A 14609-nucleotide genomic window follows, 5' to 3' on the forward strand; every position below is an offset into this window, starting at 1 on the left:
AATTATCGCAATCAAAGGAAAGATGATAAATCAGGAAACTAGCATATTGGCCCGCTCAAAAAGGGTATTTATAGGAGAAGAATTTGATCTGAAAAACTGGGATGATCTTCAGCCGTTCTATGATAATTTAAAAGCCAGAGAAATTAATTCTGTTTCGGATCTCCGTCAATGGTTTTTAGACAGGAGTGAACTTGAATCATATTTATCAGAAAATTTTGCATGGAGGTATATCCGTCAGACTTGTGATACCGCTAACACAGGGTTAATCAATGCTTTACAATTTTTCATTACCGAAATTCAGCCAAAACTTGCCGAGTATGGAAATGAACTGGATAAAAAAGCGGTAGAAAGTAAGTATCTGAATGAATTGACAGATCAGGGATTTTCGATTACCATCCGTGGGATGAAAAAATCGATCGAATTGTTCCGCGAAGAAAATATTCCGCTTCAGACAGAAATGCAAACCGAAGAACGGCGTTACGGCGCCATAGCAGGTGCTATGACTGTTACGCTCGACGGTGAGGAAATGACTTTGCAAAAAGCATCTGATCGCCTGCAGTCTACCGACAGAGCCATTCGGGAAGAAGCCTGGCGTGCAGTAGCGGAAAGACGTTATCAGGATCATGACGCACTGGATGAACTGTTAAATAAGTTGGTAACCTTGCGCGACCAGGTTGGAAAAAATGCAGGTTTTGCTAATTACCGTGACTATATGTTCGCGGCAATGGGCCGTTTTGATTACACACCGGAAGATTGTTTCAACTTCCATTCCTCTGTAAAACAAGCAGTCGTTCCTTTATTGAATGCTATGGCAAATGCCAGAAAAAGTGCATTGAATGTTGATCCGCTTCGGCCATGGGATACAAAAGTTGACCCAAAAGGACTTGCTCCATTAAAACCATTTAGCAGTGGCGAAGAGCTTCTTGACAAAACAATTCGTTGTTTCAGCCGTCTTGATCCATTCCTTGGCAATTGTCTGCAGATCATGAAAAACATGAAACATCTCGATCTGGAATCAAGAAAAGGAAAAGCACCGGGAGGTTATAATTATCCGCTCGAAGAAATCGGAGTTCCATTTATTTTCATGAACGCAACCTCCAATCTTCGCGATATGATCACATTGTTACACGAGGGCGGACATGCTGTTCATTCGTTGGTAACGCGTGATCTTGCCCTTAATTCATTCAAACATACCCCGTCGGAAGTCGCTGAACTTGCTTCAATGTCGATGGAACTGATAACAATGGATTATTGGGACGAATTTTTTGACAATGATGAAGATCTTCGCCGTGCTAAAATTCAGCATCTTGAATCAATCATAGAAACGCTTCCCTGGGTTGCAACGGTTGATAAATTCCAGCATTGGATGTACGAAAACCCGACGCATACAGCTGAAGAACGCACCGATGCGTGGGTAAGAATTTACAAAGAATTTACAGATGAAGTTTTAGACTGGTCAGGTCTTGAATCATTCAGGAAATATCTTTGGCAGCGCCAGCTTCATATCTACGAGGTTCCTTTTTACTATATAGAATACGGAATTGCGCAATTAGGGGCAATAGGAGTCTGGAAAAACTATCGTGAAAATCCTGAACTCGGCTTAAAAGGATATCTGGAAGCATTAAAAATGGGCTACACAGCACCAATTACGGATATATATGCGGCAGCAAATATTCCGTTTGATTTTTCTAAGAAATACATCACCGAGCTGATGCAATTTGTACATAATGAGTTAGAACGATTAAAAATTTAATAATTCATTTCCTAACCATTTGGTGATTATGGAAAAGGCGGTTATTTTTGTGCGTATTACTATGAACAGCAGAGAGATGAAATTCAGTAAAATAGCCGCTTTTGTGGCATGTGTAGCATTGTTATCTTCTTGTGATTATCAAAAATATAACCACAAAGAGCAAAAAGACCCAAATGCAAACAATCAGTATGTTTACGGAGTAAGCCCTGATTCTTTGCCACGTCAGATGGCTAACAAATACGAAGCAAATCCTGAACTTGAACCACGTGTTGAAGCAATTCGCGCTAAATTATACGGTGGATCTGGCAGTGCAGTAGTAAAACAATAGTACTGTCTCTTAACAGGTTAAGATTTATAAACAGGATATCCTCATTATTTGAGGATATCTTTTTTTGTGCCTCGCCGTTTTAATCCTGAACTTATGCAAGCAGGATATGAATTCCTTCTGTGAAGTAGTAGACAATATAAAGAAGTGATATTGTCAGCATTGAAAGCGCACTTACATTAAATGCAAACTTTGATTTTTCTCTGACAAATTTTAATCCGGCATATAGAATCCAGATGATAGGGAAAAATGCCTGAAGAAATAATCTCGACTGAAAACATACCCAGACGTTGTATTTGCAACCGGCGATAATGACCAGTAATATACTCATTAATAGTATACTCAGCCACGCAGCCTCTTCCAGCCCCTTTTTAAAATTCTCACCGCTGCTTGATTTAAATTTCCCAAAAAACCTAAAGACAGAAAGCGATTTCAGGAATGCACCCAGCAGAATTAATATCGATGGTAGAAGTCCGATGATATAAATTACGCTTCCTATATATTTAAAGGACGTTCTTGATCCTAATTCAAAACCATTCAGAGGTTCGCAGAATTTGTACCAGAACGTGGCATAGAAAATAATTGGATACACATGTTCCAACATCGGATCTCCCTGAAAATAAGTTGGGAATTTAACCAGCTGCTTCAGGTTAAAGTATAGAAGACTTTTAATACCAATAAAAGTATTGGCAGGCATGTAATAGAAGAAGTCGATATTATGTGCAATTAGGCGATGTTCAGCATAATAATTTTCCAGATACTTATAGGAACCGAGAACCAGTGTTATAATTATAAAAAGAGCAAGGCGCCTAATGATTGATATGAGTGGTACATTTTTCTTCCAAAGCGATAGAATTACTACGAGGCCCAAAGATGGCCCAAAGGCTAAAAATGTTCCTTTTGTAAGTAATCCAAGACCAAGCAAAACAGCGATCAGTATCTCGTTTTTTAATGTCGGGTTTTGGATATATCGGTGAAGTGCATAGAAAATATATGTTCCGAGGAAATAGGCCAGCGTGTCATTTGAAACATATAAGGAAAACGTAACAAATGAATGTAAAAAAACAGCCAGCAGAAAAGCCACATTTCTGACAACGATGTCCTCTAAAAGGTTTCTGCATAAAAGATAGAGCAGATACAGATTCCCGCATGCCAGCAACAACGAAAATATCTGAGTTATTTTCTGACTGTGAATGTTATCAAAATAAAAAAAGGGAAGTGAGAGCAAATAATAAAGAGGCGGGTGCATTGCACAAAAAACCTCTCTTGTTAACGGTAATCTTCCTTTTTCCAGAATAAAATTAATTACTTCACCGTGCGCATCGACTCCAAAACCGGGTAGTGTGATGTAAAGAAAAAGCCTAAGTATGATACCAGCAAGTAATAGACGACTTAAAAAGTTATCTTTACCAAAAGCGGTAGATATTTGTCGAAACATATAGTATACAAAATCACTATTAAAAATTCGAAGGGCATGACGCCTCTTACAAGTAGTTGCCGAACACCAAAAAAACACGGTTATCAAACCAGAATCGTCCACCAGATCCGGGCCGGCATTTTAAGTGTGTTATAATATTTCTTATTTTGGAAGCCTTTCTAACTTAATTGACGTTGGTAAAATAAATGGCTTTCGATGAGTAGGTGGAATATTTTGTAAAACTATACAAGTACGAAGTAGAATAGAAATTTTTCTGGCAAATAGGTTAATTATTTTGCCAATGGTCAAATTTTTACGCCGAATAACAAACCGAAGGTCACCTTTTTGATGAAATGAACAGTAATTTCGCAACCACTTAAGAAACGAGTTGGGATAATTGTCTGTTTTTATTTTACTTTACATCCTATAATATACACATCTGAAATATAGTATTATTTTAATACCAAATTTTAAAACCGTATTTAATACTTAATATGAATATAGCATTGGTTACCGGCTCAGCCGGATTGATTGGAAGTGAGTCTGTTGCCTTCTTAGCTGATAAGTTTGACCTGGTTATTGGAGTTGATAATAATTTACGTGAATATTTCTTCGGAGCAGACGGAAATACTGCATGGAACAAAAGCCGTATTGAATCTGCATACGCTAATTACAAACACTATTCTGCTGACATTCGTGAGGTAAGCCAGCTTGAACCGATTTTCAAAGAATACGGAAACGATATCAAGCTTATCATCCACGCAGCTGCACAACCTAGCCATGACTGGGCAGCACGCGAACCGTTTACTGACTTTGGTGTAAACGCCGTTGGAACATTGAATATGTTGGAAATGACTCGCCTTCACACACCGGAAGCCGTGTTTATTTTCACGTCGACAAATAAGGTTTACGGGGACAATCCTAACTATCTGCCGCTTGTTGAGTTGGAAACACGTTGGGAAATCGACGAAAGTCATCCATATTTCAAAAATGGTATTGACGAAAAACATAGTATTGACCATACGAAACACTCGATCTTTGGCGCTTCGAAAGTAGCCGCAGATATTATGGTGCAGGAATACGGCCGTTATTTCGGAATGAAAACAGCTGTTTTCCGTGGAGGATGTCTTACAGGTCCTAACCATTCAGGTGCTCAGCTGCACGGATTCCTTGCTTATTTGATGAAATGTGCGATTACTGGAAATCACTACACGATTTTTGGATATAAAGGAAAACAGGTTCGTGATAATATTCACAGCCATGACCTTGTAAATATGTTCTGGCATTTCTATCAAAACCCGCGTCCGGGCGAAGTTTATAACGCAGGCGGTGGCCGTTTTGCAAACTGCTCAATGATCGAAGCAATCGCATTGTGCGAAAAAATTACAGGAAATAAACTTTCACATTCATACTCTGAAACAAACCGTATCGGTGACCATATCTGGTATGTAAGTGATCTTTCTAAATTTAAAGAACACTATCCAGGCTGGAATTGGGAATATGGTCTTGTGGAAACGCTTACTCAAATCCATGACGGAATTTCGTCTCGTTTGGCAAGTGTAAAATAATATGTTAATCCTTATAACCTCCGAACCAGTTAAATCCTTTTACTTGTTCGGAGGTTATTTTCTTCACCACTATGCCGGAAAACTTTGTAATTATTATACCTCAGTACAATGACTGGGAGGCGCTTAATCTGCTGATCACGAAAATAAACACAGATTTAAACCCTTCCGTGCTGAAAAATGCGTCCATACTCGTGGTAGATGATTGTTCTGCAAAGGACCGGACAGAACCTTTCGTACCTTTCGGTGGAAAAGCAATTCAGGTATTACGTCTTTACCGCAATCTCGGCCATCAGAAAGCAATAGCCATCGGACTTTCCTATGTGGCTGAAAATATTAATTGTGACAAAGTAGTCGTGATGGATGCAGACGGGGAAGATGCTCCTTCTGACATCAATAAGCTGGTTGCCAGATCTCTTGAAGTTCCAGGAAAAATCATTTTCGCCCAACGAAATAAACGTACGGAGAACTTCCTGTTCAGATTTTTCTATGTAATCTATAAGTCTGTATTTAAACTACTTACAGGAAAAGTAATAACATTTGGCAATTTCAGTATCATTCCCCAAAACAGACTTCAAAACCTGGTTCGGGTTTCTGAAATCTGGAACAATTATCCAGGCGGTATTATCAAATCCAGAATTCCTTATGATTCGGTATTAACGGATCGTGCCACTCGTCTGGCTGGCGAAAGCAAAATGAATTTTGTTTCACTAGTATTACATGGATTAAGCGCAATATCGGTTTTGGTTGATACAACAGCCGTTCGGATTCTGATCTTTTCGATGTTCATGTCAGGCCTCGCTTTTGCATTTATCGGAATTATTCTATTCCTGAAACTAATCGGAAATGCAACGCCCGGGTGGGCATCGACATTGGGTAGCACCTTAATTATCCTGATGCTCCAATCGTTTCTGATCTCCTTATTTCTGGTATTTATGGTACTGCAATATCGTTCGCAGCAACATTTCATTCCAGCCATTCATTACCGTGATTTTGTAGAAAAAGTAGATACAATCAACTAGGATCGTATGCTTACTTTCGACAATTCCCCGACAGTTTATTGGTTTCTAGGATATCTGCTTGGCGGAATTGTGATTCTGGCAAGTGCATATCAAAAAGTGCCCGGAAAGGTATTTCTGGTTCTTTGTATCGTGTTACTTGCGTTTATGAGAATGCCGGCAATTGTATTTAACCGGGAACTCAACGCAGACGAAAGCCAGATGCTAAGTCACGCCATTACACTACATCAGGATCCTGTTTACTGGCGCTCCGTCGATGGTACAACGATTGGCCCTCTCGATAATTACCTTCTGGTCATTCCAAAAGTATTTGGCTTTCAAATTAACTACACATCCGGTAGGGTGATGGGTTTGCTATGCTGTATTGGAGCTTTGCTTTTTGTTTTTTCAGCAATGAAAAAATGGTTTGGAGAATCGACTGCGCGCGTGGCATTTGTTGCGCCGGTTATATTCCTTGCTTTTACACAGGAAAATGATTTTGTCCACTATTCTTCGGAACAGCTTCCGGTTTTTCTTCTCGCATCCATAATCTGGATGCTTTCAAAAATTACAGACAGTAAACAAATTTCGTCATCCACAACCTTTTTCTTAGGTCTGGCGGCAGGAATGATGCCTTTTGCAAAACTTCAATCGGTACCTCAGGCAATGGTTGTGGTTTTAGCTGCATGCTTGCTTTGTTATCAATTTTATAGCAGAACAAGGAAACTTAAACCGTTGATATTTTTGATTATTGGAGGATTAACATTTCCAATTTTACTATTGCTGTGGATTCTTGGCAATAACATTTTTCAGGACTTCATTGACTTCTATATTCTTGGAAATGCGATTTATGCAGGTGGAAGCACTTTCGCGGAAATCCCCTCCCAGTTTATCAAGCTGGTTTCACTAAGTTATGATTTCAGCATTTACACGCTGGTTTTGCTTATCCCAATCACTTTCGGCTTGATTCAGGCATTTCGTCCATACCCGGTGAGCAAAAAAGCAGCTGATTTTCTGATCCCGGCTACGATATTATTGCTTGTTCTGACTTCAATATATTCGTCGACCAAATCCGGTAACAGCTTTATACATTATCTCAATTTTTGCATTTATCCGTGGATACTGCTGGCCGCATATGGTATCAAACCACGCAGTCAATGGTTCATTGTCGCGCCCTTTGTTCTGCTTTTCTGGTTTGCCGGAAATGACGCACTGTCTTACAGACGCGAACATCGTCTGAATGCTTTTGAATCAGTAAATGGCTTGAATAAACTTGATAAAAGTCCTGTTGTTGTCGCATTAAGCAAGTATACCAAGCCAGGAGATTATATGGTTGTCTGGGGCTGGCAGTGCAAATATTATGTTGAAGCCCAGCTTGCGCAGGGAACAGCGGAAAACCACTCGGAACGCTCCATTTTTAAACATCCGATGCAGGAAAAATATCTTGGACGCTACCTAAGCGATTTGCAAAGGACAAAACCAGCAGTTATTTTGGATGCTGTCGGGATTTACAGCTTGTGGGTGCAGGATAAAAAAACGCAGGGAATTGACAATTTCCCTGCGGTGGCTGACTATGTTCATCAACATTATACTTTAGTGTCAACAATTGATGATGTAACGCTTTATGTGCGGAAAGACCGGCTTGTTACTCAGCAAGCAATTGTTCTCCCGACCCTTGCAGCAATAAATCGCTGAGGGTAGTCTGGTCTAAAACTGCAAGGTTTGCATCTCTCCATTTTTCCAAAACTGAACGCAGGCTGCATGTTTCCTCATCTTTACAGTCATCACATTTTCCGTAGAAAAACATGGAAACGCAAAGTGCAGGCGCAATAGGTCCGTCAATAATTCTGAGTACTTTTGAGAAACTGACTTCGTTTGGTGGAATCCTCAACAAATAACCTCCACCTTTTCCTTTCTGACTTTGAAGTACTCCGTTGTTCCGTAAATCCAGCAAAATTGCTTCCAGGAATTTTTTGGGAATTCTTTCTTTTTCTGCGATATACGAAATCAAAACCGGGCCTTTCCCGAATTGTTCCGCCAACACTTTAAGCGCTTTTAGAGCGTACTTTGCTTTCTTTGATATCATTGTTGATAAGTATACTGAAATTTCGCCAATAACGAATCCACATAGATTTTATAATACTATATCTTCCATGTAATTCATCTACTAAACTGAGCTGCTTATTGTAAGAACAAAAAATATTCAGTTTTTATTCACTATTGAATTGTGTATCAGAACGTCCAATTTCAATTAAGTAGTCAAGTAAGTATAATTTTATAAAATAATCTACTTACTCTACTAATTTATAGACTTTTCAAACTAATTTGTAATAAATACAAATATCGAAATCAAACTCCCCACTGTTTCCACACACACCATGGCTGCTATCGCTACTTTAGAACTTGAAAAACATCAGATTGAAATTGTTTCCAAACTGTATCTATACGGATTTGAAGCAACCGAAGATATTGGCTCTGCCATAATTGATGAAATCAATCGCATGTATAATGAACCGGAGGCATTTATTGATGTCGACGGAAAACAGATAAAAGTCATTTTCAACGTCACATATAAGATTATTTCAACCGGCGAGGCAATGCTTAGGGCAGCGGTGAATTTAAATTTTAGAAACAATTTTATCCGGATTGAAAAAGAAAATCATATTACCCGGTCTTTTATGGGATATGGTTTGGGTGACAATGTCGGGCACTGGCTCACAACCGACAATCTGGGTACTTCCACAACCGCTGCACACGAATTTGGGCATTGTCTTGGACTGGATCATCCTGCTATTCTGGATTTCAGGGGAAGCGCTACGCCACCACCCATCATGGCGCCAAGAGGAAGCCTTGTAGATCCCCATTTTCAATGGAATCCACAGGCAATTCCCGGAGAGTTTGGTGGGACGATGAATCCGAAATATCGAAAAGTCACCAAAGAAGAAGTTCTGTTGGTCCTGAAAGATCTTTCAGTCGAAAACGACACAAAACTTTATCTTGGCCAGATTTCGAATACGCTATTTGACAAAACCGGAAGTCCAACCCGCTGGATATCGTGAATTAATTTCTTGGCGGTTTTCCTCCGTTCAGCAACCCCTGCATTCTTTCAAGTGTTTTCTTTTCTCCACAAAGAGATAAGAAAGCTTCCCTTTCAAGATCAAGAAGGTATTGTTCCGTTACGTTTTGTGGATAACTCAAATCACCACCGTTGATAACATATGCGAGCTTGTTTGCAATTTTTGCATCGTGCTCGCTGATATAGTTTGCGATTTTCATCTGGGCAATTCCTGTCATAAACAATGCCATTCCAGCTTTCCCCTGTACTTTAATGTCATTACGCTGTTTTGGCTGCGTGTATCCATTATCAGCCAGGTCGATTGCTGCTTGTTTCGCCTCCGCGATCAGTCGGCTGCGGTTAAGCACAATCTGATCTTTTTCCTGCAAATAATTCATCGCTCTGGCATCATACGCGGAAGTCGAAACTTTTGCCTGCGCGATATTCATAAATGCTGTTTGAAGGATATTCAATTCCGTATCTCCTGCCTGGTACATATCCGAGCAGCGAAGGGCCATCTCTTTTGTACCGCCGCCGGCAGGTATAATTCCAACTCCGAATTCAACAAGTCCGATGTAGGTTTCAGCATGGGCAACAATTTTATCCGCATGAAGATTAAGCTCACATCCTCCACCCAAAGCCAGCGAATGCGGCGCCGTCACAACCGGAATTGAAGAATACCGCGCCCGCATCATCGTCTGCTGAAACTGCGCAATCACCATATTAATTTCATCGAATTCCTGTTCGATGGCAAACATAAACAGCATAGCAAGATTTGCACCAGCAGAGAAAGCTTCGCTCGATTCGTTACCAATCACAAGTCCTCGATAATCTTTTTCAGCAAGACTGATACCTTTCTGAATTCCTTCGATTACCTCGGAACCCATAGTATTCATTTTTGATTTGAATTCGAGATTCAGGATTCCATCTCCGATATCGTACAAGTTTGCGCCTGCATTTTTCCAGACAATATTGTTAGTAAGATTGCTCAGAATAATAAAACTATCCTGGCCAGGAATTACTTTATACGATTTTGAGGTGGTATCATAGTATAGCTTTTTCCCGTTTTCAACTTTGTAAAAAGAGCTGTTTCCCGCTTCCAGCATTTCATATACCCAGGGAGCTGGTTTTGCATTCAGCTCCTCCATGATGACAAGCATTTCTTTCACACCAACGGCGTCCCAGGTTTCAAACAAACCCAGCTGCCATCCAAATCCCGCACAGATCGCCTGATCAATTCTGAAAATTTCATCCGAGATTTCAGGTATACGGAAAGTCGCGTATCTGAAGCATTCAGAAAAAGTTTTTCTATAAAATTCCCCTGCCTTATCTTTTCCTGCCAGAAGCACACTGAAACGTTTTGCAACATCACCTATCGCTTTTGTTCCTTCGAGAGTTGCAAATTTTACTTTTTCCGATGGCTTGTATTCCAGCGTTTCAAAATCAAGCGCAAGAATTACGGATTTGCCTTTTTCATCTTTTATTTTCTTATAAAATCCCTGTCCCGTTTTATCACCCAGCCATTTATTATCATATAATTTCTGCATTATAACCGGCAACTTGAAAGCGTCGCGCGACTCGTCCGTGGCTTCTCCGGAGGCATATAAGTTATTTGCAACGTGAACTGTAGTATCCAACCCAACGACATCGGACAAACGATAGGTACCCGATTTGGGTCGTCCTACAACCGGGCCGGTCAACTTATCTGCCTCGTCCACTGTCAGGCCCATTTCTTCGACGGTACGAATAGTCTGGATCAAAGCAAAAATCCCCAGTCTGTTTGCTATAAAACCGGGAGTATCTTTACAAAGCACGGTAGTTTTACCTAAAAATAAATCACCGTAATGCATCAGAAAATCAACGATGGATTTGTCTGTTTCTGGTGTAGGGATGATTTCCAGCAACCGCAAATAACGCGGAGGATTGAAAAAGTGTGTTCCGCAAAAATGCTTTTTAAAATCTTCACTGCGCCCTTCCGCCATCAGGTGAATCGGAATCCCGGACGTATTGGAAGTGATCAGCGTTCCGGGTTTCCGAAGCGCATCCACTTTTTCATATAAACTCTTTTTTATATCAAGCCGCTCAACAACCACTTCAATAACCCAGTCATAATCTTTAATATCTTTCAGGTTATCTTCAAAGTTCCCAAGCTTGATGCGCGACGCAAAAGCCGGGCTGTATAATGCTGCAGGAGTTGCTTTTAAAGTTTGCTGGAAAGATTCGTTCACAATCCGGTTACGAACTGCGGGATGGTCAATCGTTAATCCTTTTCCTTTTTCTGCATCGCTGGCTTCTTTTGGAACTATGTCTAGAAGCAACACTTCTACGCCAATATTGGCAAAATGGCACGCAATGCGCGATCCCATGATACCAGAGCCTAAAACGGCTACTTTACGAATAGAACGATTCATTATTTATTAAGGTTTAGCTGTTGACTATTAGCTTTTTGCACATTGACCAAACGAATAGTCAGGGATTTAAAATTCTTCTGTTATTTCTCCGGCTTTAAGTTTCTGGTTTTCTTCCTCAACCAGCCGGTTTATATCTTTAATTACATCAAAAAACACTACCAGTTTCTCCAGGGGAATTTTGTCGCGGATCATCGTATTGAACGACAAAACACCTTCCCTTGAAAGTTCTCTTTTTTCCTTGCCAAGATCAGTCAGCACGATTCTCACAAACCGTTTGTCACTGTCGTCAACTTCACGCCGGATCAGTCCTTTTTCTTCGAGATTTTTAAGCATACGGACCAGACTTCTGGGTTCCATACCCAGCAAAGGCGCTATTTTTGTCGCCGGTGTGCCGTGCTCCATATCGATATTCAGCAGCACATAACCGACCGCCATTGTGGTATCAAAACGGGCAGCATAAGCATTATACATTCTCGAAATAGAATGCCACGCCCACTTAATCTGAAAATCTATCGTCTTTTCCTTGCGCATCTTTTTCTCTTGGTAGGGTGTCAGTGATGTCTGTTTACAAATGTAACAAATCAAATTAATATTATGCAAGCATACTAATTTTGTTACATAAAAAAACGCACCGTGCAGTTTTTATGCCAGATGCGTTTTTTCTGTTTACTTTTCGCTGATCAGTTTATCCATAAGCTGGTTGAAATCAGCAACGAATTCGTCATAATATTTACCCGTTCCCGGACCAGAAAACCCGGTATGGATTTCCCTGACTTTCCCTTTTTTATCAATAAAAATGGTTGTCGGATAAGACATTACCTTGTTTAACATGGGCAACGCTTTGGCCGTGGCTTCATTTGTATTCGTTCCGGCAAGCAAAACCGGGTACTCAATTCCAAACCGGCTTACCATTCTTTTCAGCTTGGGAGCCGATACGGCCAAATCATCTGAATGCTCAAATGCAAGTCCAACGATTTCAACCCCTCTTTCTTTATTTTTCTTATACCAGGGAGCCAAAAAATTGGTTTCGTCCATACAGTTCGGGCACCATGAGCCCATGATTTGAATTATAACGGGCTTATCCTTAAAACGGGGATCTTTCAATGAAAGTGGCTTTCCATCAGCATCAGGAAATGTAAAATCAACCGTTTCCGAACCCGGCTTCATGTAAGTCAATTTTGTTGCGTCAGGAAGTTTTGCGTTTTCATTTAATATTGAAGTAAATGTTTTATAACCTTTAATTCCTGACCACATCGCTCCTTTTAAAACACCATCTTTCAAAATCGCCGCTTTAATCAGATAAGCATTTGAACCATCGAAAGTTGATAAATATAAGCTGTCGCCCTTCACGTTCCCGGACAAATAACGATAGTCGCCCGTTGGTGTTAAAAACGAACCTTCAACAGTGCTACCTTTTTGAGTAAAACTTCCGACCGCTTCAGTAGAATCCTTGGTTACTTCATTTTTAAATATCGTGGCGTATTTTCCCGTTACATTTTTCACACCTTCAACAGCTTCTTCTTTGAAGAAACGATAATTTGCCCCAAAAGTAGCATTAAACGGAAGTGAGCCCGTTATCTTTTCGCCATCCAGCCTTTTATATACACCTGTCAATTTATCCCCATCCACAGCCGCTGTTATTTCAGAATCGAAAAGCTGCATTGGAATGTGTAATGAATCTTTATTAAAGTAAGCCGTATCCATTTTCAGACGCTCACCTGCATTTACAGAATAAACTGTATAAGTCTTACCATCAGGATTTTTGGCAATATCCAGAATCACCGGAAGAGTCTGTCCGTCTCTGGTCAGCGTAGCGCGCCAGGTTCCGGGTTTCAGGCTCTTATCGGATGAAGATTGGCAGCTCAAAAAGCCAACTGTGGTAAATAATGCAATTATTAATTTTATTGCTCTCATATTCAATTTATTGATATAAAATTACAGGTGTCTCAAAAAAATTAAATCCCTACCGAAGCGCAATTCGTACCATTGAAAATTGCTAAGTTTGTAACGGCCTGATGGCAAGAAATAGTTCCTATCTACGTTGCTTTTAATAAATGGATCTTCCAAGTACATATCATGAACCTGTAATGCTGTCCGAATGTCTGGACGGCCTGAATATCCGCCCTGATGGCATCTATGTAGATGTTACGTTTGGCGGAGGAGGACATTCACGGGCGATTTTAGAAAAATTAACAACCGGGCGGCTTTTGGTCTTTGACCAGGATCCAGATGCCGTCGCCAATGCGGACCAGTGGAAAGACGATCCCAGATTTACTTTTATAGCAGCTAATTTCAGACATATAAAAAGATATCTAAAACTGCATAAGGCAGAAAAAGTGGATGGAATCCTGGCAGATCTTGGTGTTTCGTCACATCAGATCAATACGCCTGAACGTGGTTTTTCAACTCGTTTCCAGGCTGATCTTGATATGCGCATGAATCCGAATAATGAAAAAACAGCCCGTGAAGTACTTAATGTACGTTCCGCGACTGAACTTCAATCTATTTTAGGTCGATATGGCGAGGTGACGAACGCGCGCACAGCGGCAGAGGCGATTTTTTCTGCAAGACATAATTCGCCGATTGAAACGGTTAATGATCTGAAAGGAATTTTGATGCGATACGCGCCGAAACATCGCGAGAATAAATATTTTGCACAGGTTTTTCAGGCTTTGCGTATTGAGGTCAATGATGAAATGAAGGTACTTGAAGAATTTCTGATGCAAGTCCCGGAAGTTTTAAATCCGGGTGGAAGACTGGTCGTTATGTCTTATCATTCATTGGAAGACAGGCCGGTGAAGAATTTTATTCAAAAAGGAAAATTTGACGGAGAAGTTGAGAAGGATTTTTACGGTAATGAAATCAAGCCTTTAAAAAGCATTACCAGGAAACCTATTGAAGCAACTGAGGAAGAAGTCAAAAGAAATCCGAGAGCAAGAAGTGCAAAATTGAGAATTGCAGAAAAACCGGAATAAGTACGGATAAACGATAAATTGGTTATTATCACTATTCATATAATACCGTCGTGTCGTCAGGAACAGTTAATCGCCAAACTCCGGATCCCGGGGAGGGGACATGGCAAAAA

Annotated in this window: 12 protein-coding genes; 7 read left to right on the forward strand and 5 right to left on the reverse strand. The window is 40.4% G+C overall.

The annotated features are described in order from the left end of the window. Window positions 1-22: 22 nt before the first annotated feature. Together BMY70_RS26195 and BMY70_RS26200 are read left to right on the forward strand one after the other, a co-directional pair. Window positions 23-1753: a M3 family oligoendopeptidase gene (locus BMY70_RS26195; RefSeq protein ID WP_090340423.1), complete on the forward strand. Its 1731-nt coding sequence runs from the start codon at window positions 23-25 to the stop codon at window positions 1751-1753. A gap of 28 nt (window positions 1754-1781) precedes the next feature. Then, the gene (locus BMY70_RS26200; protein WP_229209787.1) at window positions 1782-2081 is read left to right on the forward strand and encodes a hypothetical protein; all 300 of its coding nucleotides are present in this window, start codon (window positions 1782-1784) and stop codon (window positions 2079-2081) included. Between the two features lie 91 nt (window positions 2082-2172). On the opposite strand, the gene BMY70_RS26205 is transcribed toward BMY70_RS26200, so the two are convergent. Then, window positions 2173-3516, reverse strand: a complete 1344-nt coding sequence (locus BMY70_RS26205) for a phospholipid carrier-dependent glycosyltransferase (RefSeq protein ID WP_090340426.1) — start codon at window positions 3514-3516, stop codon at window positions 2173-2175. 473 nt (window positions 3517-3989) lie between these two features. Between BMY70_RS26205 and BMY70_RS26210 the strand changes: the two genes are divergently transcribed. The 3 genes from BMY70_RS26210 (at window position 3990) to BMY70_RS26220 (ending at window position 7753) form a co-directional block, all read left to right on the forward strand. Continuing rightward, entirely contained in the window at window positions 3990-5063 is a 1074-nt protein-coding gene (locus BMY70_RS26210) for an NAD-dependent epimerase/dehydratase family protein (protein WP_090340429.1), read from the forward strand. A 71-nt stretch (window positions 5064-5134) separates the two neighbouring features. Next, window positions 5135-6082 (forward strand): glycosyltransferase, encoded by a 948-nt coding sequence (locus tag BMY70_RS26215; protein ID WP_090340432.1) that lies wholly within the window; start codon window positions 5135-5137, stop codon window positions 6080-6082. Between the two features lie 6 nt (window positions 6083-6088). Continuing rightward, on the forward strand, window positions 6089-7753 hold the full coding sequence (locus BMY70_RS26220; protein ID WP_090340435.1) for a hypothetical protein: 1665 nt from the start codon (window positions 6089-6091) through the stop codon (window positions 7751-7753). Here BMY70_RS26220 and BMY70_RS26225 read toward each other — a convergent pair. Continuing rightward, window positions 7704-8144, reverse strand: a complete 441-nt coding sequence (locus BMY70_RS26225) for an RrF2 family transcriptional regulator (protein WP_090340437.1) — start codon at window positions 8142-8144, stop codon at window positions 7704-7706. The two genes, BMY70_RS26220 and BMY70_RS26225, sit on opposite strands and share 50 nt — an antisense overlap. 292 nt (window positions 8145-8436) lie before the next feature. Between BMY70_RS26225 and BMY70_RS26230 the strand changes: the two genes are divergently transcribed. Further along, a complete protein-coding gene (locus BMY70_RS26230) occupies window positions 8437-9117 on the forward strand; it encodes a hypothetical protein (protein ID WP_090340440.1) in 681 nt (226 codons plus the stop codon). A gap of 1 nt (window position 9118) precedes the next feature. Here the strand turns inward: BMY70_RS26230 and BMY70_RS26235 are convergent, their stop codons facing one another. The 3 genes from BMY70_RS26235 to BMY70_RS26245 all read right to left on the reverse strand — a co-directional run bounded on the left by BMY70_RS26235 (window position 9119) and on the right by BMY70_RS26245 (window position 13438). Beyond that, window positions 9119-11524 (reverse strand): 3-hydroxyacyl-CoA dehydrogenase/enoyl-CoA hydratase family protein, encoded by a 2406-nt coding sequence (locus BMY70_RS26235; RefSeq protein ID WP_090340443.1) that lies wholly within the window; start codon window positions 11522-11524, stop codon window positions 9119-9121. A gap of 66 nt (window positions 11525-11590) precedes the next feature. Continuing rightward, on the reverse strand, window positions 11591-12055 hold the full coding sequence (locus BMY70_RS26240; RefSeq protein WP_090340446.1) for a MarR family winged helix-turn-helix transcriptional regulator: 465 nt from the start codon (window positions 12053-12055) through the stop codon (window positions 11591-11593). A gap of 135 nt (window positions 12056-12190) precedes the next feature. Continuing rightward, on the reverse strand, window positions 12191-13438 hold the full coding sequence (locus tag BMY70_RS26245; protein ID WP_090340449.1) for a peroxiredoxin family protein: 1248 nt from the start codon (window positions 13436-13438) through the stop codon (window positions 12191-12193). A gap of 140 nt (window positions 13439-13578) precedes the next feature. Here BMY70_RS26245 and rsmH point away from each other — a divergent pair, with 140 nt between their 5' ends. After that, a complete protein-coding gene (rsmH, locus tag BMY70_RS26250) occupies window positions 13579-14499 on the forward strand; it encodes a 16S rRNA (cytosine(1402)-N(4))-methyltransferase RsmH (protein ID WP_090340452.1) in 921 nt (306 codons plus the stop codon). Window positions 14500-14609 lie beyond the last annotated feature (110 nt).

The sequence above is a fragment of the Dyadobacter koreensis genome, assembly GCF_900108855.1.
In the GTDB taxonomy this organism is placed as follows: domain Bacteria; phylum Bacteroidota; class Bacteroidia; order Cytophagales; family Spirosomataceae; genus Dyadobacter; species Dyadobacter koreensis.